At 58.8% G+C, this 22,778-nt stretch carries 21 protein-coding genes; 12 read left to right on the top strand and 9 right to left on the bottom strand.

Translation table 11 applies throughout. The features are described 5' to 3' along the window. Positions 1 to 40: 40 nt before the first annotated feature. The 5 genes from IPP88_08435 to IPP88_08455 all read left to right on the top strand — a co-directional run bounded on the left by IPP88_08435 (position 41) and on the right by IPP88_08455 (position 5,023). Complete coding sequence (locus IPP88_08435; GenBank protein ID MBL0122746.1) at positions 41 to 1,330, top strand: branched-chain amino acid ABC transporter substrate-binding protein; 1,290 nt, start codon at positions 41 to 43, stop codon at positions 1,328 to 1,330. Positions 1,331 to 1,435: 105 nt separating this feature from the next. Further along, positions 1,436 to 2,434: a branched-chain amino acid ABC transporter permease gene (locus tag IPP88_08440; protein MBL0122747.1), complete on the top strand. Its 999-nt coding sequence runs from the start codon at positions 1,436 to 1,438 to the stop codon at positions 2,432 to 2,434. Between the two features lie 8 nt (positions 2,435 to 2,442). Further along, positions 2,443 to 3,504, top strand: coding sequence for an ABC transporter ATP-binding protein (locus IPP88_08445; protein MBL0122748.1), 1,062 nt, complete (start codon positions 2,443 to 2,445; stop codon positions 3,502 to 3,504). Positions 3,505 to 3,524: 20 nt separating this feature from the next. Continuing rightward, a complete protein-coding gene (locus IPP88_08450) occupies positions 3,525 to 4,304 on the top strand; it encodes an ABC transporter ATP-binding protein (GenBank protein ID MBL0122749.1) in 780 nt (259 codons plus the stop codon). A gap of 5 nt (positions 4,305 to 4,309) precedes the next feature. Beyond that, a complete protein-coding gene (locus IPP88_08455) occupies positions 4,310 to 5,023 on the top strand; it encodes an ABC transporter ATP-binding protein (GenBank protein MBL0122750.1) in 714 nt (237 codons plus the stop codon). On the opposite strand, the gene IPP88_08460 is transcribed toward IPP88_08455, so the two are convergent. Continuing rightward, positions 5,020 to 5,487 carry a hypothetical protein gene (locus IPP88_08460; GenBank protein MBL0122751.1) on the bottom strand — a complete coding sequence of 156 codons (468 nt, stop codon included), beginning with the start codon at positions 5,485 to 5,487 and terminating at the stop codon, positions 5,020 to 5,022. The genes IPP88_08455 and IPP88_08460 overlap by 4 nt on opposite strands. 156 nt (positions 5,488 to 5,643) lie before the next feature. Here IPP88_08460 and IPP88_08465 point away from each other — a divergent pair, with 156 nt between their 5' ends. Beyond that, positions 5,644 to 6,429 (top strand): EcsC family protein, encoded by a 786-nt coding sequence (locus IPP88_08465; GenBank protein MBL0122752.1) that lies wholly within the window; start codon positions 5,644 to 5,646, stop codon positions 6,427 to 6,429. A 3-nt stretch (positions 6,430 to 6,432) separates the two neighbouring features. Here IPP88_08465 and hemF read toward each other — a convergent pair whose 3' ends face one another. The 7 genes from hemF to IPP88_08500 all read right to left on the bottom strand — a co-directional run bounded on the left by hemF (position 6,433) and on the right by IPP88_08500 (position 16,104). Further along, positions 6,433 to 7,335 carry an oxygen-dependent coproporphyrinogen oxidase gene (gene hemF, locus IPP88_08470; protein MBL0122753.1) on the bottom strand — a complete coding sequence of 301 codons (903 nt, stop codon included), beginning with the start codon at positions 7,333 to 7,335 and terminating at the stop codon, positions 6,433 to 6,435. 381 nt (positions 7,336 to 7,716) lie between these two features. Further along, positions 7,717 to 8,997, bottom strand: a complete 1,281-nt coding sequence (gene purD, locus IPP88_08475) for a phosphoribosylamine--glycine ligase (GenBank protein MBL0122754.1) — start codon at positions 8,995 to 8,997, stop codon at positions 7,717 to 7,719. Continuing rightward, entirely contained in the window at positions 8,994 to 9,290 is a 297-nt protein-coding gene (locus IPP88_08480) for a hypothetical protein (protein ID MBL0122755.1), read from the bottom strand. Before IPP88_08480 ends, purD begins: the two co-directional genes overlap by 4 nt. Next, positions 9,290 to 10,858 (bottom strand): bifunctional phosphoribosylaminoimidazolecarboxamide formyltransferase/IMP cyclohydrolase, encoded by a 1,569-nt coding sequence (gene purH, locus IPP88_08485; protein MBL0122756.1) that lies wholly within the window; start codon positions 10,856 to 10,858, stop codon positions 9,290 to 9,292. Before purH ends, IPP88_08480 begins: the two co-directional genes overlap by 1 nt. 110 nt (positions 10,859 to 10,968) lie before the next feature. Next, positions 10,969 to 11,319, bottom strand: coding sequence for a DNA-binding transcriptional regulator Fis (gene fis / locus IPP88_08490; protein MBL0122757.1), 351 nt, complete (start codon positions 11,317 to 11,319; stop codon positions 10,969 to 10,971). Continuing rightward, the gene (gene dusB, locus IPP88_08495; protein ID MBL0122758.1) at positions 11,285 to 12,283 is read right to left on the bottom strand and encodes a tRNA dihydrouridine synthase DusB; all 999 of its coding nucleotides are present in this window, start codon (positions 12,281 to 12,283) and stop codon (positions 11,285 to 11,287) included. The genes fis and dusB overlap by 35 nt, the downstream gene beginning before the upstream one ends. 182 nt (positions 12,284 to 12,465) lie before the next feature. After that, positions 12,466 to 16,104 carry a hydantoinase B/oxoprolinase family protein gene (locus IPP88_08500; protein MBL0122759.1) on the bottom strand — a complete coding sequence of 1,213 codons (3,639 nt, stop codon included), beginning with the start codon at positions 16,102 to 16,104 and terminating at the stop codon, positions 12,466 to 12,468. A gap of 80 nt (positions 16,105 to 16,184) precedes the next feature. Between IPP88_08500 and IPP88_08505 the strand changes: the two genes are divergently transcribed. From IPP88_08505 to IPP88_08530, 6 genes are all read left to right on the top strand, one after another. Continuing rightward, positions 16,185 to 17,162, top strand: a complete 978-nt coding sequence (locus IPP88_08505; GenBank protein ID MBL0122760.1) for a TRAP transporter substrate-binding protein — start codon at positions 16,185 to 16,187, stop codon at positions 17,160 to 17,162. A 34-nt stretch (positions 17,163 to 17,196) separates the two neighbouring features. Then, on the top strand, positions 17,197 to 17,709 hold the full coding sequence (locus tag IPP88_08510; protein ID MBL0122761.1) for a TRAP transporter small permease: 513 nt from the start codon (positions 17,197 to 17,199) through the stop codon (positions 17,707 to 17,709). A gap of 2 nt (positions 17,710 to 17,711) precedes the next feature. After that, positions 17,712 to 19,004 carry a TRAP transporter large permease subunit gene (locus IPP88_08515; GenBank protein MBL0122762.1) on the top strand — a complete coding sequence of 431 codons (1,293 nt, stop codon included), beginning with the start codon at positions 17,712 to 17,714 and terminating at the stop codon, positions 19,002 to 19,004. A gap of 55 nt (positions 19,005 to 19,059) precedes the next feature. Next, the gene (locus IPP88_08520) at positions 19,060 to 19,947 is read left to right on the top strand and encodes an SMP-30/gluconolactonase/LRE family protein (protein MBL0122763.1); all 888 of its coding nucleotides are present in this window, start codon (positions 19,060 to 19,062) and stop codon (positions 19,945 to 19,947) included. Positions 19,948 to 20,049: 102 nt separating this feature from the next. After that, complete coding sequence (kynA, locus tag IPP88_08525; protein ID MBL0122764.1) at positions 20,050 to 20,883, top strand: tryptophan 2,3-dioxygenase; 834 nt, start codon at positions 20,050 to 20,052, stop codon at positions 20,881 to 20,883. Positions 20,884 to 20,889: 6 nt separating this feature from the next. Continuing rightward, positions 20,890 to 21,663 (top strand): NRDE family protein, encoded by a 774-nt coding sequence (locus IPP88_08530; protein ID MBL0122765.1) that lies wholly within the window; start codon positions 20,890 to 20,892, stop codon positions 21,661 to 21,663. Here IPP88_08530 and IPP88_08535 read toward each other — a convergent pair. Then, on the bottom strand, positions 21,655 to 22,743 hold the full coding sequence (locus IPP88_08535) for a threonylcarbamoyl-AMP synthase (protein MBL0122766.1): 1,089 nt from the start codon (positions 22,741 to 22,743) through the stop codon (positions 21,655 to 21,657). The genes IPP88_08530 and IPP88_08535 overlap by 9 nt on opposite strands. Positions 22,744 to 22,778 lie beyond the last annotated feature (35 nt).

Consider the following 22,778-nt stretch of genomic DNA (forward strand, 5'->3'; position numbering starts at 1 on the left):
TTTCCCCGATTTTCCATCCCCTATTTCCGGAGTTCTTCAGATGAAAATGTCCTACAAGATTTTGTTTGCCACCCTGTTGGCGGCTGGAGTCGTCGGCTGCGGTAAAGAAGCGGCCAAACCGGCACCCAAAGCGGAAGTTGTGGCCGAACCGACCGTTAGCGTGGTCATCGCCCACGCCGGTCCATTGACGGGTTCGATTGCACACTTGGGCAAGGACGATGAAAACGGGGCGCATCTCGCGATCGACCAGGTCAACGCCAAAAAGATCAAGATTGACGGCAAAGTCCTGAACATCAAGTTCATGAGCGAGGACGACCAGGCAGATCCGAAAGTCGGCACGACGATCGCGCAAAAACTGGTCGATGCCAAAGTCGTCGCCGTGATTGGTCACCTGAATTCCGGCGTGACCATTCCCGCCTCCGAGATTTACAACAAAGCCGGCATCCCGGTTATTTCCGGTGCCGCCACCAACCCGACGCTGACCGAACGCGGCCTGAAGAATGTATTTCGTACCGTTGGTCGCGATGACCAGCAGGGCCCGGCACTGGCAACGTTTATTGCCAACGAATTGAAGGGCAAGAAAGTCGCGCTGATCGACGACAAAACCGCCTATGGCGAGGGTCTCGCCAATGAAGTGGAAAAAACCCTCAAGGCCGGCAAGATCAATCCGATCGCCCGCGAGCGCACCACCGACAAGGAAACCGATTTCAAGGCCATTCTCACCAAAATCAAGGCAAAGAGCCCGGACGTGGTTTTCCACGGCGGGATGGATGCCACCGGCGGCCCATTGCTGAAGCAGGCGCGTGAACTTGGCATCAAGGCAATATTTGTATTCGGCGATGGCGCCTGCACCAACGAGATGGCCAAGCTCGCCGGTGACGCCGCGGAAGGCTTTGTCTGCTCGCAGGCCGGTCTGCCGTCGGAAGCTGCCAGCAAGGAATTCCTTGGCGCTTTCAATGCGAAGTACGGCGAAGTCAAACAGTACGCACCGTATTTCTACGACGGCGCAATGGCGATGGTCGAAGCAATGAAGAAAGCCAACTCGGTGGATCCCGTCAAATTCATGCCGGAAGTATTCAACGTGAGCTTCGCTGGCGCCACCGGCAAGGTGGAGTTCGATGCCAAGGGTGATCGCAAAGACGCTGAAATCACCATCTTCAAAATGACCGGCGGCAAGATTGCCCCGGTGTCCATCGTGAAGAACGGCGTGGCCACCACATTCGCCGCGCCCACGCCCGCGGCAGCTCCGGCAGCAGCAGCCCCGGCAGCGGCAGCCCCAGCAGCAGCGCCGGCGAAAGATGCAAAACCTGCCGACGCACCAAAGAAGTAAGCTTCGGCAGACAGGAAAACGGCACCTTGGCGGGTGCCGTTTTTTTATGTGCGTCAATCTGCGGAACGCCCCGCTCGCCCAATCCGCTTCAGGTAACATTCACTGATGGACACCTTCCTCCAGCAACTGATCAATGGACTCACGCTCGGTTGTGTCTATGCCGTGGTCGCGCTGGGTTACACCATGGTGTACGGCATCATCCAGCTCATCAACTTCGCGCATGGCGAGGTGGTGATGATCGGCGCGATGGTGGCGTTTTCCGTCATTACCGCGCTCGCGGGTTCTGGAGTGCCGCCGCTCATGATCGTCCTGCTCGGGGTACTGGCGGCAATACCGGCGTGCGCGCTGGTGGGTTATACCGTTGAGCGCGTTGCCTACCGGCCACTGCGCACCGCGCCGCGGCTGGCGCCCCTGATCACCGCCATCGGCATTTCTATCGTCCTGCAACACCTGGCGTTGCTGATCTGGGGCCGCAACTTCATTTCCTTTCCGCAGATTTTTCCGACGCAAACCTATCAACTCAGCGATTCCGCCAACAGCGCGACCATTACCAATGTGCAGATCATCATCATGGTGTTGTCGGTGGCGATGATGGCCGGGCTATTACTGCTCGTGTACAAGACCCGCATCGGCATCGCCATGCGCGCCACCTCGCAGAATCCGCAAATTGCCGGGCTGATGGGTATCAATATCAACAGCGTTATTTCATTTACCTTTGTGATCGGCGCCGGGCTGGGCGCCATGGCGGGCGTAATGGTCGGAACGTATTACGGCATTGCCCATTACCAGATGGGATTCTTGCTCGGCCTGAAGGCGTTTTCGGCTGCGGTGCTGGGCGGCATCGGCAATCTCGGTGGCGCGGTACTGGGCGGCATATTGATCGGGCTGATCGAAGCGTTCGGGGCGGGATACATGGGTGACGTCACCAACGTATGCTTCCTTGATCAATGGCTTCCCGGCTTCAGCGGCATGTGCGAGGCGAACGCCAATGGGAGCCTGTTCGGCAGCAATTACAAAGACGTTTATGCGTTTATCGTGCTGATCATGGTGCTGGTGTTCCGGCCATCCGGATTGCTGGGCGAACGCGTGGGGGATCGGGCGTGACCACCAATATGTGGAAAGACAACCCGCGCACCAAGTGGATTGGTGTTGCGCTCATCGCCGTTGCCCTTATCGCGCTGCCATTCGTGCTGGCCATGGTCGGCACCGCGTGGGTGCGTATCACCAATTTTGCCATCCTGTTTGTGCTGCTCTCGCTGGGCCTGAATATCGTGGTCGGCTTTGCCGGACTACTCGACCTGGGTTATATCGCTTTCTATGCCGTTGGCGCCTACGTGTATGCGTTGCTGGCGTCACCGCATTTCGGGTTGCACCTGCCATGGTGGATGATCCTGCCTATCGGTGCGTTTGTCGCCTGCGTCTTCGGCATCCTGCTCGGTACACCCACCCTCAAGTTGCGCGGCGACTACCTCGCTATCGTTACACTGGGCTTCGGCGAGATCGTACGCATTTTCATGAACAACCTGTCGGACCCGATCAATATCACCAACGGACCGAAGGGGCTCGCCACGATCGATTCGATCAAGTTGTTCGGTCTCGATTTCGGCATCGATACGCGGCTCGGCGACTTCATTTTGTCGGGGACCATCAAATACTATTTCTTCCTGCTGGTGATCATGTTGATCGTCATTGTCATCAATTTTCGTCTGCAGAACTCGCGCATCGGTCGCGCCTGGGAAGCCATTCGCGAGGATGAAATGGCGGCGCGCGCCATGGGCATCAATACCATGCGACTCAAGCTTCTCGCGTTCGCGATGGGCGCGTCATTCGGGGGAATTGCCGGCGGCATGTTCTCTGCGATCCAGGGATTCATCAGCCCCGAGAGCTTTGTGCTCAATGAGAGCGTGATGGTGCTGGCGATGGTAGTGCTGGGGGGTATGGGCAATATCTGGGGCGTGGTGCTCGGCGCGGTCCTCCTGTCATTCGTACCCGAGGTGCTTCGCTACACGGTCGGCCCCGTGCAAGTGACGCTGTTCGGCAAGATGTGGATCGAGCCGGAAGTACTGCGCATGCTGCTCTTCGGCTTCGCGATGGTGATGATGATGCTGTTCCGGCCGGCGGGAATCCTGCCGTCCGCGCTGCGCAAGCGTGAATTGACGCGGGATGAGAGATGAAGCATGAAGGCTGAACGCTGATGTCTTCCCCAATCCTCGAAATCAGGAATATTTCCAAGCGCTTTGGCGGCCTGACGGCGTTGTCCGAGGTGAGCTTTGCGATTGCCGAAGGCGCGATCTTCGGCTTGATCGGTCCAAACGGTGCCGGCAAAACCACGCTCTTCAATGTGTTGACCGGATTGTATGGTCACGATGAAGGCACGTTTTTGTTTCAAGGCGAACCCCTCAAGGATCTGACGCCGGACCGCATTGCCGCACTGGGCATCGCGCGCACTTTTCAGAATATCCGCCTGTTTGCCAACCTTTCCGCCATCGAAAATGTGATGATCGGTCGGCACGTGCGCACCAAGGCAGGCGTGTGGGGCGCCATCACGCGAAATGCAGCCACCCGCGCCGAAGAAGCGGCCATCGAAAAGCGTGCGCATGAATTGCTGGTGTTTGTCGGACTCGATGCGCGCGCCAACGAGCTGGCCAAACATCTCGCGTACGGTGACCAGCGCCGCCTGGAAATTGCCCGCGCGCTGGCAACCGATCCAAAAATTCTGGCGCTGGATGAACCTGCCGCCGGGATGAATGCAACCGAAAAACAGTCGCTTCGATCCCTGCTGGAATCGATCCGTGCGCAGGGCATCACCATCCTGTTGATTGAGCACGACGTGAAATTGATGATGGGCCTGTGCGATCGCATCGCGGTGCTGGAATACGGCAAAAAAATCGCCGAGGGAATACCCGCCGATGTACAAAGGGACCCCACCGTCATTGAGGCCTATCTGGGCGCGTCAGTTGAGATCGCGGCGTAACTAAAATGGCACTGCTCTCGCTGAAAAATATTCATGTCGGGTACGGCGGCATCAAAGCGGTCAAGGGCATCGATCTTGAAGTCAATTCCGGCGAGCTGGTCACCCTGATCGGTGCAAACGGCGCGGGCAAGACAACGACGCTGAAGGCCATCGTCGGCCTGCTGCATCCCACCCAGGGCACAATCGATTATGACGGTGAGAGCATCATCAACCAACCGTCGCACCGGATCGCGTCGAAAGGACTGGTGCTGGTCCCCGAAGGCCGCGGCGTGTTCCCGAGCCTGACGATCGAGGAGAACTTGCAGATGGGCGCCTACGTGCGCAACGACCGCCATGAAATCGCCGCCGATATCGCGCACAAATACCAGTTATTTCCGCGCCTGAAAGAACGCGCGAAGCAGACGGCTGGCACCTTGTCCGGCGGTGAGCAGCAAATGCTGGCCATCAGCCGCGCACTGATGGCGCGCCCCAAACTGCTATTGCTCGATGAACCCTCGATGGGGTTGGCGCCGATCATGGTGCAGAAGATCTTTGAAGTGGTGCGCGAAGTCTCGAAGAGCGGAATGACAATCCTGCTGATCGAGCAAAACGCCAAGCTCGCGCTGCAAATCAGCCAGCGGGGTTACGTGATGGATGGAGGCTTGATCACGCTTGCCGACGAATCAAAGGCGCTGCTGGCGAATCCGAAAGTCCGGGAAGCGTATCTGGGCGAAAGCTAATGGCTCGCGGGCGCATGCCCGCCGGGTGCGTGCACAACACGGCTGCGCCGCAACCGGAGGCGGGCGATTACGAACAGGACCTCAACGATACCCAGGCCAACGGCAGGTCCCGGCAATTGATAAACACTGAACAACACCACCAAGGCGCCGACGCCAAATATGTTCAATGTACAAACACGCCGCATGAGTTTGTCACGCAGCCCCGTGTAGCGGGCGATCAACAGATTCAAGAGTCCCGTCCACAACAGCGCGATGGACATGGTGAGGCTCAGACTGTCATGAATATCCATCATCGACGGATTGCCAAGGCCCAGGTCAAAGCGATAGGCCTGCATCGCCGTCAATAGTGCGCTCATGACGAGGTCGTCCGATGGCGCGGAAAAATGAACGATGGCGCGCAGCAACGCGACCAGTATCAAGCCAATCGAGGCCGTGGAAAACAGGCGGTGACCCTTGCGAAACATCGCTCTCCCCTTTCTCGAGCTTCGCACACATGGTAGCGCAGTGCGGTATTTACGGGAATCCCATCGTAATCATCCTCTGAATTTGGCTAAACTGCATGGAATGCGACTCTCCACAGTACCAACGTTTCTTTCCGCTTTTGATATCCGAGGCCATGCATGAGTGAAATTGCCAAATCAGACCTTACCGATCTCAGGCGCGCCAAGAAGCTGCTTGAAAATCCCGGGCTTGCCGCGAAGATGTCCGCCGCACTCGGTTCGCCGATCGAAAAAAGTGTCGGCATGCTGCCAAAGAGCGTTCAGCAAGGCATCCACAAGGCATCCGAAACGGCGATGATGAAAGCGCTTGATGTGGCGGTGAAATCGCTGGGCGACAACACGAAGAAACCCGCGCAAAGCCGGCTGCACAAAATCGCCGCCGCGACCAGCGGCGCGGTCGGCGGCGCATTCGGGCTGTTTGCCCTCAGCATCGAACTGCCGGTATCGACCACCATCATGCTGCGCTCCATTGCCGACATCGCCAAGAGCGAGGGGGAGAATATTCACTACATCGATACCAAGCTCGCGTGCCTCACGGTATTTGCCCTTGGCGGCAACAAGTCCAAGAAAGATGATGCTGCCGAATCCGGTTACTTTGCGGCACGTGCCGCGATGGCAGGAGCGGTGTCAGAAGCGAGCAAGTTCCTCGCGGAAAAAGGCTTCTCGAAATCCGGCGCGCCGGCGCTGCTGCGTCTGGTGTCAATGCTCAGCGCGCGCTTCGGCATCGTGGTTTCAGAAAAGGCGGCGGCACAGGCGGTGCCGATCATCGGCGCGGTCGCGGGCGGTTTGATCAACACCCTGTTCATCGGCCATTTCCAGGACATGGCGCGCGGGCATTTTATCGTTCGGCGGCTGGAGAAAATTTATGGGGCTGAGCCGGTGAGGCTCGCGTACGAGAGCCTCTAGGCGCTACACCCAGTCACGGCCGATCAGATACTTTCCGGCCAACTCGGCCTCCGTCGAACCCGCTTCCGGCTGCCAGTTATAGCGCCACGTTGCGTGCGGCGGCATTGAGGCCAGTATCGATTCGGTACGTCCCCCCGACTGCAGGCCGAAATGGGTGCCACGGTCCCACACCAGATTGAATTCGACGTAGCGTCCGCGCCGATAGAGCTGCCATTCGCGTTCAGTTTCTCCGTGCGCCATGTCGCGGCGGCGCTCGACAATCGGTACATAGGCATCGAGAAATGCGTCACCCACCGCGCGCTTCATCGCAAACGATTGTTCGAAACCGGGATGGTGAAAATCGTCGAAGAACACGCCGCCGATGCCGCGAGGTTCCTTGCGGTGTTTCAGGTAAAAATATTCGTCGCACCATTTTTTGAAGTGCGGGTAGTAGTCGGCACCGAATGCGTCCAGCGCAAGTTTGTTGACGCGATGAAAATGCACGCAGTCTTCCTCGAAGCCGTAGAACGGCGTGAGGTCCATCCCGCCGCCGAACCAGAACGCATCATGCTCCTCATCCATCGATGAGCGGGCGATGAAGAAGCGCACATTCATGTGCACGGTCGGCACATAAGGGTTGCGCGGATGCAGCACCAGCGACACGCCCATCGCCTCCCACGCGCGGCCGGCAATTTCGGGGCGATTGGCGGCAGCAGTCGGCGGCAGGTTCTTGCCCATCACGTGCGAGAACAACACGCCGCCACGCTCGAGTAGATTGCCGCCTTCGAGAATGCGCGAAATGCCACCGCCGCCCTCGGGACGCTTCCATTCGTCGCGCAGGAAGGGCTTGCCGTCGAGCGCTTCCATTTTCGCGACGATGCGGTTCTGGAGATCGAGGAGATAGGTTTTGACGTCGGTGATATTCATCAAGCTTTTGTCCCGCCTTGTTTACTGCTACGCCGGCGAAAGCCGAGGCAACAGACTGGTCAACCGGAATCTTTCATTGATCTAAAAATCTGTCGCCCCGGATTTAGTCCGGGGGTGAGGCGGGGAATTCGCAGAGCATGCTCTGCGCCCGCCGAACGCCAAGCCGATGCAGCGGCATGGCCCAATCTTTTTATTGTCTCAGTAACTCGGAAAACTTGGGTACCGGCCCGGCGCAACCCCTGTGGTTGTGCGCCGGCACGACAGCATTAATAGTGGCTCCCAACTCGTAAACACAAGCACTGGAGCGGCTTTCCAGCCAATATTCCCCTGCAACGCCCGCCAGTGCTGGACTTCGTCCTGTCTATTGTAGTAACAGCGTCGCTACCGGCGCCCGATTGCACGATAGCCGATATCGCGCCGGTACTGCATGCCATTGAAGCGTATCGGCTCCAGCAACTGATACGCGCGCTGCTGCGCAATCTTCACCGTGTCGCCCAGCGCCGTCACGCACAGCACGCGCCCACCGTTGGTAACGACGTTGCCATCCTTCTCGGTGGTACCCGCGTGAAACACGCGCGCGTCGTCGGTCGCTTTTGGCAATCCACTGATCTTGTCACCTTTCGCCGGCGATTCCGGGTAACCGGCCGCCGCCATCACCACGCCCAACGCCGCGCGGCGATCCCACTCGGCGTCGATCTGGTCGAGCTTGCCATCGATGGCGTGTTCGACCAGCGTCAGAAAATCGCTCTTCAAGCGCATCATGATCGGCTGCGTTTCCGGGTCCCCCATGCGCGCATTGAATTCAACGACACGCGGTAAACCGGCTTCATCGATCATCAGCCCCGCATACAGAAAACCGGTGAACGGCGCGCCCTCTGCCGCCATCCCGCGCAAGGTCGGCATGATGATTTCGCGCATGGTGCGCGCGTGCACCTCGGGTGTGACGACCGGCGCGGGTGAGTACGCGCCCATGCCGCCGGTATTCGGGCCCATGTCGCCATCGAAAATGCGCTTGTGGTCTTGTGAAGACGCAAACGGCAAGGCGTGGACGCCGTCGCACATGCAGATGAAACTGGCTTCCTCGCCTTCCATGAATTCTTCGATGACGACTCGCGCGCCCTCCTTGCCCGCACCGCTACCGGTGTTGCCGGCAAACATCGCCTTGATGGCATCCAGCGCGTCACCCAACGTCATCGCCACCACCACGCCCTTGCCCGCCGCAAGCCCGTCGGCCTTGATCACGATCGGCGCTCCCTCGCGCTCCACGTACGCGCTCGCCTCGGCGGCGTTGGTGAATGTTGCATATTTCGACGTGGGAATCTTGTGCCGCACCATGAACTGCTTCGCGAAATCCTTTGACGATTCGAGTTGCGCGGCGCGTTGCGTTGGGCCGAAGATGCGTTGCCCGGCTGCCTGGAACGCATCGACCACGCCCGCCGCCAGCGGCGCTTCCGGGCCGACCACGGTGAGATGGATTTTCTCGTCCTGCGCAAATCTCAGCAGGTCGGCAATAGCGCTGAGGTTGACGTTGACCAGTCCATCTTCATGCGCAGTACCGGCATTGCCGGGCGCGACGTAGACGCACTGCACATTGGGGTTTTGCGTGAGGCGCCACGCGAGGGCATGTTCGCGGCCGCCGGAGCCGATGACGAGGAGTTTCATGAAGTAATTTTGGCCGAAGTAATGAGTGCCGAGGCAATCGTCACGCAAGCAATAAATGCGAGATATGCGGTGCGTGCAATATTTCCCCAATGCCGGATTGCAGAGGGAACTATAACCATAAAGAGCGCCTCACCAAATATCTCAGCCGCAATCCAGACCGGAATGCCGAACAAAAAATAGAATGCCCAACGCGTTGCATCGTTCGGCACCATGCCTTGGAAAAAGGCTCCGCCTATGCCAAACAATGCGCCACCGATGACAGCAGACGTCAGTGCAATGGCAAAGCGCCACATTAGTGACGGAAATGCCGCATGCCAGTGATGACCATCGATATGCCATGCTCATTCGCTGCCGCAATCACTTCTTCATCACGCATCGACCCGCCCGGCTGAATCACCGCTGTCGCGCCCGCATCGGCAATCACATCCAGCCCATCTCGGAACGGGAAGAACGCATCGCTGGCCGCGACAGAACCCTGCAATGACAGCCCCGCATGCTGCGCCTTGATCGCGGCGATCTTGGTCGAATCCACGCGGCTCATTTGTCCCGCGCCCACGCCCAGCGTCATGCCGTAGCGGCAGAACACGATCGCATTGGATTTGACGAACTTGGCGACGCGGAAAGCAAATATGAGGTCGTTCATTTCCTCGGGGGTCGGCTTGCGTTGGGTCACCACCTTCAGTTGGGCCACATCGAAATCATCCGAACTCTGCACCAGCAGGCCACCGCCGACACGCTTCATGTCCACATCACCGACAGCGCGGGAAATCGGAATCGTCAGCAGCCGCACATTCTGTTTGGACGCAAATACTTTCTTTGCGTCCGCGCTGAACGACGGCGCCAGCACAACTTCGACGAATTGCTTGGCCACCGCCTCTGCCGTGGGGCCATCGACTTCGCGGTTGAACGCAATGATGCCGCCGAAAGCCGACGTGGGATCGGTTTCCAGCGCACGCAGGTAAGCCGTCAATGCCGCGTCGGCGATGGCTACGCCACAGGGATTGGCGTGTTTGACGATCACGCAAGCCGGCACATCGAAGGTGCGGCAGCATTGCCATGCAGCGTCGGCATCGGCGATGTTGTTGTAGGAAAGTTCCTTGCCCTGCAGCTGCTTGAAATTCGCCAGCGTGCCGGCCGCCGGATGCTTTTCCACGTAGAACGCGGCGCTTTGATGCGGATTCTCGCCGTAGCGCATGTCCTGCGCCTTGGTGAAGGTGAGATGCAATTTGTCGGGAAAGGTGCGGCGCTTGCCCGCCTCGTCAAGTGACGACAGGTAGGTGCTGATCATGCCGTCGTATTCGGCGGTGTGGGCAAATGCTTTCTTGGCGAGCATCAGGCGGGTCGCGCCGGACAGCGATGCCTGATTTGCTTTCATCTCGGCGGTGATCGCCGCGTAATCCGCGGTATCCGTGACGATCGTGACGAAAGCGTGATTCTTGGCTGATGCCCGCACCATCGCCGGACCGCCAATGTCGATATTCTCAATGGCATCGTCAAACGTGCAATCGGGCTTGGCAACGGTTGCGGCGAATGGATAAAGATTCACCACTACCATATCGATCGGCGGAATCTCGTGCTCTTGCATCGCCTGGGTGTGATGCGCGAGATCACGGCGCGCGAGGATGCCGCCATGTACCTTGGGGTGCAGCGTTTTGACGCGGCCATCCATCATTTCCGGAAAGCCGGTGTAGTCACCGACTTCCACCACTTTAACGCCATTTTCGGCCAGCAGCTTGGCGGTGCCACCGGTGGAAAGAATCTTTACATCGCAACTGGCAAGAAATTTGGCAAATTCGACAATGCCGGTTTTGTCTGAAACACTAAGGAGGGCACGTTTTATCGGAAGGGAGTGGGTAGACATGGGCTTTATTGAAAGTAAAGGAAGACGGATGACAGATTCTGGGTGACCGGGTGAGGCGCGACGGGAAGATGTTCGCAAATGGCACTCACATGCCGGCCACCGGTCCTGACTTATTCTATGCCGTGCTGATTGAGTTTCTTGCGCAGCGTATTGCGATTCAGCCCGAGCAATTCCGCCGCGCGGGTCTGGTTGCCCTCGGCGTGATGCAGCACCACTTCGAGCAACGGACGCTCGATATTGGCGACCACCATTTCATAGATATTGGTGACGTCTTCGCCATCAAGATCCTTAAAGTACTGGCTCATCATCTTCCGCACACAGGCGGAAAGTTCGCTGTCACGGGTGTCACGTTGCACATTCATATCTTCATTTCCCTGATTATTTTTCTGTTGTTCTTGTTTTACTTTTTTTTTTTGATACCGCCCCCTAGGCAGCCTTTCTCCAGGCTGCCGCTTCTCCATTCATCAAGCGCACGAAAAAACGATCGAGCGCCGCAATCTGTGTATCTGCGTCTTCAATTACATTCATGGCGTGGCGAAATTCCGCGCCTCCCGGGAGTCCGGCCAGATACCAGCCGATGTGTTTCCTGGCAATACGAACGCCTTTGTATTCCCCGTAGAACGCGTGCAACTCCATCAAGTGCCGGGATGCAATCGCGTGAATCTCGGCGTTCGTCGGCGCGGCAAGATGCCTTCCGGTCTGCAAATAATGCGCGATCTCGCGAAAGATCCACGGTCGGCCTTGCGCCGCACGGCCAATCATCACCGCATCGCAACCGGTGTAGGCCAGCACCAAGCGCGCCTTTTCCGGTGAATCAATGTCGCCGTTGGCGATCACCGGAATCGTCACGTTTTGTTTGACGGCGCGAATGGTGTCGTATTCGGCGGCGCCTTCGTAGAGATCACTTCGCGTCCTGCCGTGAACGGCCAGCGACTGTATACCGCTCTGCTCGGCGATGCGCGCGATGGTAAGCGCGTTCTTGTGATCGCGATCCCAACCGGTACGAATCTTGACCGTGACAGGAACCGCTACGGCGTTAACAACTGCCTCAAGAATTTTGCCGACCAGCAATTCATCGCGCATCAGCGCCGAGCCGGCATCGACCTTGCACACTTTCTTGGCCGGGCAACCCATGTTGATATCAATGATGTGCGCGCCTTTGTCGACGTTGTAGCGCGCGGCGTCCGCCATCATTTCCGGCGCGGCGCCGGCAATCTGTACAACTATGGGATCGACTTCGCCGGTGTGATCGCCACGACGCAGCGACTTTTCTGTCGCCCACAGGCGACAATCCGACGCCACCATCTCGCTCACCGCCATACCCGCGCCCAGCCGTTTGCAGAGCTGGCGAAACGGGCGATCCGTCACACCCGCCATGGGCGCGACGATCAGATTATTACGAAGCGGGATGTTGCCGATTTGCACGATGTGAATGCCGATTTCCGGATTGCGATATCGCAAGGAAGGCCGCCTATTTTATAGGCGCACACAAATTAAGCAATCGAATTTTGTAGTTTCTAGGAGTACGTTTTAACCCGCTGATTTTTTTGCTCGGAAAAATGCATGCCAGCATGCATGCCCGCATGTATGCCAGCACAGCGCCGCGATCAGATTTGCGATGGATCAATTGCACCGTAGCCGCCGCCGCCCGGTGTTTCCAGGACAAACACATCACCTGCATTCACCTGCGTCTCATCCGAATAGGAAAGCCCGGTGCGCGAACCGTCCATGCGTTCTATCCACGTGCGTCCAAGCCCACCTTCCTTGCCGCCCGCCATGCCGAAGTTCGGAACGCGCCGGTGCCCGGCAAGAATCGCCGCCGTCATCGGCTCCAGGAAACGGATTCTGCGAGTCGCACCGTTACCGCCTTTCCACTTGCCGGCACCACCGCTGCCCGTACGAATCGAATGCTCTTCTACCTGCACGGGGTAGCGCCATTCCAGAATCTCGGGGTCGGTCAGGCGCGAGTTGGTCATGTGTGCCTGTACGGTATCGCAGCCATCGAAGCCCGGGCCGGCACCAGTGCCGCCGGAAACGGTTTCGTAATACTGGTACTGATCGTTGCCGAAGGTGACGTTGTTCATGGTGCCGTAGCTTGCGGCCATCACCTTGAGAGCGCCGATCAGCGCATCCGTGATGCACTGCGAGGTTTCCACGTTGCCCGCCACGGTGGCAGCGGGAGGGCGAGGATTAAGCATTGATCCATCGGGGATGATGATCGTAAGTGGCTTCAGGCAACCCGCGTTCAGCGGAATGTCGCTATCCACCAGCATGCGAAACACATACAGCACGGCCGCATAGACCACGGCGGATGGCGCGTTGAAGTTCGATTCAAGCTCGGCGGACGTGCCGGTGAAATCGATCGTGGCGTTGCGTTGGTCCGCGCCGACAGTGATCTTCACATTGATCACCGCGCTGTTGTCCATTTCGTAGGCGAATGCGCCGTCCTTCAGCGCACCGATGATGCGCCGCACGCTTTCTTCCGCGTTGTCCTGCACGTGCGCCATGTAAGCCTTGACGATGTCGAGGCCGAAGTGGGCCACCATGCGGCGAAGTTCCTGCACGCCTTTTTCATTGGCGGCAATCTGCGCGCGCAGGTCGGCGATGTTCTGGTCCGGATTGCGGGCGGGGTATCTGGCCCCCGCCAATCGGGCACGCATATCCGCCTCAAGCATCACGCCGTTCTCAACCAACTTGACGTTGTCGAGTAGCACTCCCTCGTCTTCAATAGTTTTCGAGAAGGGCGGCATCGAACCCGGCGTGATGCCGCCGATGTCGGCGTGATGACCGCGAGACCCGACATAAAACAGAATTTCCTCGGCGTCGTCACTAAACACCGGCGTGACGACGGTCACGTCCGGTAAATGTGTGCCGCCGTTATACGGATCGTTCAGCACATACACATCGCCCCTCTTCATCCGGCCCGCATTCTTGCGCACGACGGTCTTGATGCTCTCGCCCATCGAGCCCAGGTGCACCGGCATGTGCGGTGCGTTGGCGATGAGATTTCCGTCGGCGTCGAACAGTGCGCAGCTGAAGTCCAGACGTTCCTTGATATTTACCGAGTAGGCCGTATTGGCCAGCCGCAATCCCATCTGCTCGGCGATCGACATGAACAGATTATTGAAGACTTCCAGCATGACCGGGTCAGCCTTTGTTCCGAGCGCATAGCGCACATTGCGTGCCATCACACGTGTCAGTATGAGGTGATTCAGCGGGGTGACTTCTGCCTTCCAGCCAGGTTCGACAATCGTGGTCGCATTTTTTTCCGCGATGATTACCGGCCCCTGGATTTCCTGGCCGATGGCAAGTTGCTCGCGGACGTAAAGGGGCGCGTCATGGCGCTTTCCGCCGCTGACGATGGCAACACGGGCGATGGCAGCTGCATCGATTGCTCCCGCTGCATCAACCGCTTGCGTCAAGGGTGAATCGGTGGCGCCGATCGCCTCGCAGCTCACTGCCTCGGCAATCAGCGCGCGGCCTTCCATCAGGAAGCTGAAGCGTTTCTGGTACGCCGCGTTGAAGTCGTGGCGCATGGCGGAGATGTCACCGAAGTCAACGATCAACGCGGAATCGGTACCGTCGTAGCGAAGGTGCACGCGACGCTTGACGCTGATGTTGTCCGCCACCACACCTTGCGCGGATACTTCAGCCACCGCCTTACCTGACAATTCGCTCAGCTCAAAATCGAGCCGTTGGAGGCACTCGTCATCCAACGGGATCTCGACCGCCTTCTCGCGCATGGCGGTGATGTCTGCCAGTCCCATGCCATATGCGGACAACACGCCGGCCAGCGGATGAATGTAAACACGCGTCATTCCCAGTTCATCCGCGACCAGACAGGCGTGCTGTCCGCCGGCACCACCGAAACAGTGGAGCGTATATTCAGTCACATCGTGTCCGCGCTGCACGGATATGAATTTAATTGCGTTCGCCATATTGGCCACGGCGATCTGCAAGAAACCTTCCGCCACATCTTCCGGCGTGGATCTCTTCCCGGTTGCGCGCTCAATGTTTTCCGCGAGCGCCAGGAATTTTTCGCGCACGATTTCCGCATCGAGCGCTTGACCACCGTCCGGGCCAAACAGCATTGGAAAATGTTGCGGCTGAATCTTGCCCAGCATGACGTTGCAATCGGTCACCGTCAGCGGTCCCCCGCGTCGATAACAGGCCGGCCCAGGATTGGCGCCGGCCGAATCCGGCCCAACTCGGTAACGCTGGCCATCAAAATGCAGGATCGAACCACCACCGGCGGCGATGGTGTGGATCGACATCATCGGCGCGCGCATCCTGACACCCGCAACCTGCGTATCGAACTCGCGCTCCAGTTCGCCCGCATAGTGCGAAACGTCGGTGCTGGTGCCGCCCATGTCGAAGCCGATAATTTTGTCGAAGCCGGCAATGGCCGCCGTGCGCACCATGCCGATGATGCCGCCGGCCGGGCCCGAGAGGATCGAATCCTTGCCCTGGAATTTGTGCGCGTCGGTCAGGCCACCATTGGACTGCATGAACATCACGCGCGTACCGGGCAGTTCGGCCGCCACCTGATCGACGTAGCGCTTGAGGATGGGCGAAAGATACGCATCGACCACCGTGGTATCGCCACGCGACACTATTTTCATCATCGGGCTGACTTCATGGGAGGTCGACACCTGCGTGAAGCCGATATCGCGCGCCAGTTCCGCCACGCGTTTTTCGTGTCGGGTAAAGCGATAGCCATGCATGAAGACGATGGCGATTGCCCGGAAACCCTTATTCCACGCGGCTCTCAGGGCACTGATTGTTGCCGCCTCATCGAGCGGCGCGACCATCTCGCCACGTGCGCCGATGCGCTCACTGACTTCAAATACTTCCGTGTACAGTAATTCGGGCAACCTGATCTGCCGGTCAAAGATACGCGGGCGGTTCTGGTAGCCGATGCGCAATTGATCGCGGAAGCCCTTGGTGATGGCCAGCACGGTGGGTTCGCCTTTGCGCTCGAGCAACGCATTGGTCGCCACCGTGGTGCCCATTTTCACTGCGTCGATGTGCTCAACCGGAATCGGTGAGTCCTGGTTGACGCCGAGCAATTGGCGTATGCCCGCGACGGCGGCGTCGCGATACTGCTCCGGATTTTCCGAGAGCAGTTTGTGGGTGACCAACGTGCCGTCGGGCGTCCGGGCAACGATATCGGTAAAGGTGCCGCCGCGGTCGATCCAGAACTGCCATTTGCCGGGTCGGGCGCGTGCGCGAGTGTTTGCGTTCATGAAGAGTTGATTGGTGTACTGCTAAACTAAACATGATAGCAAGTCCAATTGCCACATCCCCCTTACGACGAGGAGAAATCATGAATCGAGCTTTTTCGCTGTTGGCCGTTGCCGGCTTGTTGGTGGCGGGCAACGCATCCGCGCAAACCAAGTGGGACATGCCCACCGGCTATGCGCCGACGAACTTCCATACCGAAAACGTAAAGCAGTTCGCTGCCGATGTCGACAAAGCCACCAGCGGAAAACTGAAGATCACGGTTCACGATAACGGTTCCCTATTCAAACAGAACGAGATCAAGCGCGCCGTGCAATCGGGTCAGGCACAGGCGGGCGAATTCCTGCTGCCGGCGCTAGCCAATGAAGACGCGATGTACGGCATCGATTCAGTGCCTTTCCTGGCTGACAGCTATCCGCAGGCGTTGAAACTATGGAAAGTGTCGAAGAGCGCCATCGAACAGCGGCTTGGCAAGCAAGGCATCAAGGTGCTGTACGGCGTTGCGTGGCCGCCGCAGGGCGTGTACTCGAAAAAAGCCGTCACCAGCGCTGCCGACCTGAAGGGCGTGAAATGGCGCGCGTATAGCCCGCAGACTAACCGCATCGGTGAATTGCTGGGTGCGCAGCCTGCGACGATCCAGGCAGCCGAATTGGCGCAGGCGCTGTCGACCGGCGTGGTGGAGGCCCACATGACCTCGGGAGCAACAGGCGTGGACATCAAGGTATGGGACTCGATGGGTAAAGGCGCGTACTACTACGATGCACAGGCGTGGCTGCCGAAGAATCTGGTGGTGGTCAATCAGAAAGCATTCGACGCCCTCGACAAGGCCACGCAGGATACCGTGCTGAAGGCGGCGGCGGACGCCGAGACGCGCGGCTGGCAACGTTCCGAAGCGCGCGACACTGAAACCCGGGAAATCATGGCGAAGAACGGCATGAATGTTGTGCCGCTCAGCGCGGCACTGAAAGCGGACCTGAAGAAGATCGGTGCAACCATGCTGGCTGAGTGGGAAAAGAGCGCGGGGGCGGATGCCAAAGCGGTGCTGGACGCGTATCGCAAGTAGACGGCACGATCGCTGAGGCAACTTGGCTCCACGCGTGCGCAAATCGCTGGATTTCTTGTACAACGCGGCAGGTGTCCTGGCCGCGTTGTTCATGATCGGCACCCTGCTGATGGTGCTGGCCAGCGTATTGGGCCGGATATTTCAATTCAATCTGCGCGGCTCGGATGCATACGCCGGCTATTGCATGGCAGCGGCGGGCTTTCTGGCGTTGGCGCATACGCTCAAACGCGGCGAGCACATACGCGTCACGCTGATCCTCGAACGGCTGGGCGCGAAGGGCCGTCATGGCCTGGAACTGATCGCGCATGCGATCGCAACCTTTTTCTCCGGCGCGTTTGCGTTCTTTTCCGCGCGCCTCGTCTACCAGTCATACGTGTTCAATGATATTTCGCAGGGCAATGACGCCACGCCGCTGTGGCTTCCGCAGATGGCGATGGCCGCCGGCGCGATCGTGCTGTTTATCGCGATACTGGATGAATTGGTCCTGCTTGCCTCTGGGCAAAAGAATCAACCCGCCGAGTCAGGCGAACTCAAGTTGATGGAGTAGTCGTGGACCTGCTGATTGCGGCGGCACTCATTGCGTTCCTGTTTCTGCTCCTGGGTACCGGCGTGTGGATCGGACTCGGCCTGCTCGGCGTCGCATGGATCGGCATGGAGCTCTTCACCACCCGCCCGGTAGGCGACGCGATGGCGGTCACCATCTGGGGCTCGGCGTCATCGTGGACATTGACGGCGCTGCCGCTGTTCATCTGGATGGGCGAGATCCTGTTTCGCACCAAACTTTCCGAGGACATGTTCAAGGGGCTCGCGCCGTGGGTCAGCCGCCTTCCCGGCCGGCTGCTGCACACCAACGTCATCGGCTGCACCATTTTCGCGGCGGTATCGGGTTCGAGTGCGGCGACCTGTGCCACCATCGGCAAGATGACCCTGCCAGAGCTGAAAAAGCGCGGCTACCCCGACGACATCACCATCGGCTCCCTGGCCGGCGCCGGTACGCTGGGCCTTTTGATTCCGCCGTCCATCATCATGATCGTGTACGGCGTCGCATCAGATACGTCGATCACGCGGCTGTTCATCGCCGGTGTCTTTCCCGGCTTGTTGCTGGCCAGCCTGTTCATGGGCTACGTGATTGTCTGGTCGCTGCTGAACCCGGACAAGATTCCGCAGCCGGATACCACACTCAGTTTCGTGCAGAAACTCCACGAGTCGCGCCATCTCATTCCCGTCGTGCTGCTCATCGCATTGGTGCTGGGCTCAATCTACGTGGGCGTGGCCACCGCCACGGAGGCCGCGGCGCTCGGTGTGGTGGGTTCGCTGGCGTTATCGTCGGTGCAGGGGTCGATGAACTGGCAGACTTTTGCGGTGAGCCTGATGGGGGCGACGCGCCTCTATTGCATGATTGCCTTGATTCTCGCCGGTGCAGCGTTCCTCACGCTGGCGATGGGCTATATCGGACTGCCGCGGCATCTGGCGGAGTGGATTGGCGGGCTGGGCCTCTCGCCCTTCTGGCTGCTGTTCGGATTGATGATTTTCTACATCATCCTTGGCTGTTTTCTGGATGGCATTTCCATGGTGGTGCTGACCATGGGCGTGATCCTGCCGACCATCCAGAAGGCGGGAATCGATGCGATCTGGTTTGGCATCTTTATCGTGCTGGTGGTCGAGATGGCACAGATCACGCCACCGGTGGGATTCAATCTGTTTGTGCTGCAGGGCATGACCCAACGCGACATCGGCTACATCGCCCGCGTTGCCTTGCCGTTTTTCTTCCTGATGATGGCGGCGGTCCTGTTGATTTACTTCTTCCCGGGAATCATCACCTGGCTGCCCTCGCATATGTGACGAAGCCGTTTGCGATGACGCATAATGGCGCTTCGATTCCATCACATTGCCGCTCATGTTCAACGCTCCGCTGTCACTCACGACTGAAACCGCTTTTGAATTGCCCGCCTATCTGCACGAATCGGGCGCGCATAACCCGTGGGTGGAAGCGAACCTTCACGGCAAGGACATTCACAGCTTTCTCGAAGGGCCGTGTTTCGATGTGCAAGGAAACTTGTGGGTGGTGGATATCCCCTTCGGTCGCATTTTTCGCATCACACCCACCGGCGAATGGGATCTCATCGTCAAATATGACGGCTGGCCCAACGGACTCAAGTTCCATCCGGATGGCCGGCTGATCATTGCCGACTACCGGCATGGCCTGCTTGAAATGGATGTGGAATCACGGCGTGTGGCACCGCTTGTTACGCACCATGTTTCACAGCGCTTCAAAGGCGTGAATGACCTGACGCTTGCCCGCAACGGCGATATCTATTTCACCGACCAGGGCCAGAGCGGATTGCATGATCCCAGCGGCGCCGTGTATCGCCTGAAAGCGGATGGCAGCGTGCAGCAACTGCTGTCAAATATTCCCAGCCCCAATGGCCTGGTGCTGAGCGAGGACCAGCATTTTCTTTTTGTCGCCGTCACGCGCGACAACGCCATCTGGCGCGTGCCGCTGGTCGATGGTGGCGTGTCCAAGGTCGGCAAGTTCATTCAGCTCTCCGGCGGGTTCGGCCCGGACGGAATCGCGATCGATCACGAAAATGGGTTGTACGTCGCGCATCACGGCCTCGGCTGCGTGTGGCAATTCGACAAGCGTGGCGAAGCGAAGTACCGCATCGATTCTTCGCGCGGCGACTGGACGACCAACGTTGCGATTCATCCACAGCATCCAAATGAGATCTTCATCACCGAGTCGCAAACCGGGTCGGTGCTCAAGGCGACATTGCCGCTCTATTGAACTTAACAGACAAACACCAGCACTGGCGCGGCTTTCAGAGCATATTTGCCATGAAATGCCCGCCAGCACTTGTGTTTCGGTTTATTTCGCTGGGAAAGTGTCATGACGAATAAGGCTGGCCTTCCCGAAGGCGCCTTCGATAATTTTCGCAATGAAATGAGCTACGGGGATTACCTCGGGCTCGATCAACTGCTTGCCGCGCAGAAGCCGCTCTCCAAAGAGCACAACGAATTGTTGTTCATCATCCAGCATCAGACCACTGAACTCTGGATGAAGCTGATGCTGCACGAATTGCTCGCCGCACGCGCGCAGGTGATTGCCGGAGACCTGGCGCCGGCGTTCAAGATGCTGGCGCGCGTGTCGCGCATCATGAACAACCTGATCCAGGCTTGGGATATTCTTTCGACGCTCACGCCTACCGAGTATTCAGCGTTTCGCGAAAGTCTCGGCAAGTCTTCCGGGTTTCAATCGCATCAGTATCGCGCTCTCGAGTTTGTATTCGGCAACAAGAATGCCGCGCTGTTGAAACCGTTTGAACATCGCACCGAAATCCACGCGATGTTGTCGGGCCTGCTCAATGGGCCGTCGCTTTACGACGAAGCCATTCGCCTGCTGGCGCGGCGCGGATTCTTGCTGGATGTTGACGCCACCGAACGTGACTGGTCGTTGCCTTACACAAGCAACGCATCGGTGATGGCCGCATGGCGCGCGGTGTATGCGGAGCCGAAGCAGCATTGGGATTTGTACGAACTCGCCGAGAAGCTGGTCGATCTCGAAGACTACGTGCGGCAATGGCGTCACCGCCACGTCACGACTGTCCAGCGCATCATCGGCTTCAAGCGCGGCACGGGTGGGACGGCGGGTGTTGGCTACCTGAAGGCGATGTTGGAGGTGCGGCTGTTTCCGGAGTTGTGGGATTTGCGGACGGAGTTGTAGGAACTCATGTGCCTTATTGCCTTTGCGTGGAAAACTCATCCGGACTATCCGCTCATCTTGGCGGCCAACCGCGACGAATGGTACGACCGGCCCGCATCGCCCGCTGCGTGGTGGGCGGATCACCCTGACATTCTTGCCGGCCGCGATCTCAAGGCCGGGGGCACGTGGTTGGGAATTTCCCGACGCGGCCGCTTCGCCGCGCTGACCAACTTTCGCGATCCTTCCAATCGCAAGTCCGATGCGCCTTCCCGCGGGCAACTTGTCAGCGATTTTCTGGCGGGCGCCGCAAACGCTCACGACTATCTGCGTCAGCTGCAGGTCATGGCGCCGCTGTATCAGGGCTTCAATCTGCTGGCCGGTGACGGTGATGTACTTCAATATTTCAGCAGCCGCACCGGTGAAATACTCGACGTTCCAGCGGGTGTACACGCGCTGTCGAATCATATGTTGAACGAGCCTTGGCCGAAGGTGGAAAAGGCAAAGTCCGCTCTGGAAGCGGCTCTCCGGACGAAAATGCATGAAGAAGCCCGTCAAATGGCGATCTACGATCTACTGTCGAATGACGAGTTCGCGCCCGACGCTTCGCTTCCCAATACGGGTGTAGGGCAGGAATGGGAACGGGTTCTGTCGCCTGCAATGATCGTTACGGAGAAATACGGCACGCGCTGTTCGACTGTCCTCAGTATCTCGTCACGCCGCGAGGTGGCTTTCGAAGAGCGAACGCGTGACCACACCGGCGCAGTCACCGGCGTCGTCACTGAACATTTCACACTAGCCTGACTTTGTCGCGGGCAATTTCCTGCCAGAGCCCACTGCCGCGCGGCGCAGGCGGTCGTTGATTGCGTCCCACGCAGGCGTTATCGGTGGCGCCTCAACCAGAATAACACTCGTTTGCGCCGCATCGAGCGTGCGCAGATTGGCATAGAGACCTTGCGCATAACTGGCGGGATCGGCGTCGGCGGAGATCCACACCAGCTGCCGGGCATTGCGCACCCCCACGCCGACGGGCGATGGCTTGACCCGCGGCTTGGCGGAAAATCCCAGTACCGCCACGCGTTTGCCGACGTTCAGTTGCGCGTCCATTTCCGTTTGCAGCGCGGCCGCGTCCAAGAGTTTCAGCGGCGTCATCGGTGCGTAGTGCGCGGCGAGGGACCCCGAGACACGTGGTGTACCCGGCTTGATGGTTGATGTCTTGGGCGCGGGCACTTCGTCCGGTTGCAAAGGCATTTCGCCGATCACCGCGCGAATCATTTCCGGCGTGATCGCGCCGGGGCGCAACACGACTGGCCGCTTCAATGTCTTCATGCGCGACAGATCGAGTATGGTGGATTCGATGCCGACTTCACACGGGCCGCCATCGAGTACCAGGAACTTGTCGCCGAACTCGTCGCGCACGTGCTGCGCGGTCGTTGGTGAGACGTGGCCAAATCTATTCGCGGACGGCGCAGCAATGATTCCACTGCCGGCTTTGGCGAATGCGGTCAACAATTTCTGGGCAAGCGGATGCGCGGGGCATCGGATGCCGACGGTATCCTGCCCGCCGGTGACACTAAGCGGAATTCGCGCCGATTTCTTCAGGATCAGCGTGAGCGGGCCCGGCCAGAACGCGTCGATCAATTTGTGCGCGATTGGCGGGATATCAATCGCCCACTTGTCCAGCGGCGTGTTCCTGGCCACGTGCACGATCAAGGGGTGCGCGGCGGGGCGGCCCTTGGCCTCGAAAATGCGCGCAACGGCCAGTTCATCCGCGGCGTCCGCGCCGAGACCATAGACGGTCTCCGTTGGCAGCGCGACCAATTCGCCGCGCAGGAGCGCGTCGACGGCTTGTTTCAGGATTTCTTTGCTTTGGGCCGCAGTCATGCCCACATTTTGCCCTAAGACACGGCTGCTAAAAT

It is taken from the genome of Betaproteobacteria bacterium, from assembly GCA_016720925.1.
Taxonomy (GTDB): domain Bacteria; phylum Pseudomonadota; class Gammaproteobacteria; order Burkholderiales; family Usitatibacteraceae; genus UKL13-2.

Bases quoted from the DNA above. Each gene is read 5' to 3' on its own strand.
- IPP88_08480 (MBL0122755.1), bottom strand. From the start codon at position 9,290: ATGTGGCGCTTTGCCATTGCACTGACGTCTGCTGTCATCGGTGGCGCA.
- hemF (MBL0122753.1), bottom strand. From the start codon at position 7,335: ATGAATATCACCGACGTCAAAACCTATCTCCTCGATCTCCAGAACCGC.
- kynA (MBL0122764.1), top strand. From the start codon at position 20,050: ATGACGAATAAGGCTGGCCTTCCCGAAGGCGCCTTCGATAATTTTCGC.
- IPP88_08455 (MBL0122750.1), top strand. From the start codon at position 4,310: ATGGCACTGCTCTCGCTGAAAAATATTCATGTCGGGTACGGCGGCATC.
- IPP88_08450 (MBL0122749.1), top strand. From the start codon at position 3,525: ATGTCTTCCCCAATCCTCGAAATCAGGAATATTTCCAAGCGCTTTGGC.
- IPP88_08505 (MBL0122760.1), top strand. From the start codon at position 16,185: ATGAATCGAGCTTTTTCGCTGTTGGCCGTTGCCGGCTTGTTGGTGGCG.
- IPP88_08460 (MBL0122751.1), bottom strand. From the start codon at position 5,487: ATGTTTCGCAAGGGTCACCGCCTGTTTTCCACGGCCTCGATTGGCTTG.
- IPP88_08500 (MBL0122759.1), bottom strand. From the start codon at position 16,104: ATGAACGCAAACACTCGCGCACGCGCCCGACCCGGCAAATGGCAGTTC.
- IPP88_08445 (MBL0122748.1), top strand. From the start codon at position 2,443: ATGTGGAAAGACAACCCGCGCACCAAGTGGATTGGTGTTGCGCTCATC.
- IPP88_08520 (MBL0122763.1), top strand. From the start codon at position 19,060: ATGTTCAACGCTCCGCTGTCACTCACGACTGAAACCGCTTTTGAATTG.
- IPP88_08440 (MBL0122747.1), top strand. From the start codon at position 1,436: ATGGACACCTTCCTCCAGCAACTGATCAATGGACTCACGCTCGGTTGT.
- IPP88_08530 (MBL0122765.1), top strand. From the start codon at position 20,890: ATGTGCCTTATTGCCTTTGCGTGGAAAACTCATCCGGACTATCCGCTC.
- IPP88_08435 (MBL0122746.1), top strand. From the start codon at position 41: ATGAAAATGTCCTACAAGATTTTGTTTGCCACCCTGTTGGCGGCTGGA.
- purH (MBL0122756.1), bottom strand. From the start codon at position 10,858: ATGTCTACCCACTCCCTTCCGATAAAACGTGCCCTCCTTAGTGTTTCA.
- IPP88_08465 (MBL0122752.1), top strand. From the start codon at position 5,644: ATGAGTGAAATTGCCAAATCAGACCTTACCGATCTCAGGCGCGCCAAG.
- purD (MBL0122754.1), bottom strand. From the start codon at position 8,997: ATGAAACTCCTCGTCATCGGCTCCGGCGGCCGCGAACATGCCCTCGCG.
- fis (MBL0122757.1), bottom strand. From the start codon at position 11,319: ATGGAGAAGCGGCAGCCTGGAGAAAGGCTGCCTAGGGGGCGGTATCAA.
- IPP88_08535 (MBL0122766.1), bottom strand. From the start codon at position 22,743: ATGACTGCGGCCCAAAGCAAAGAAATCCTGAAACAAGCCGTCGACGCG.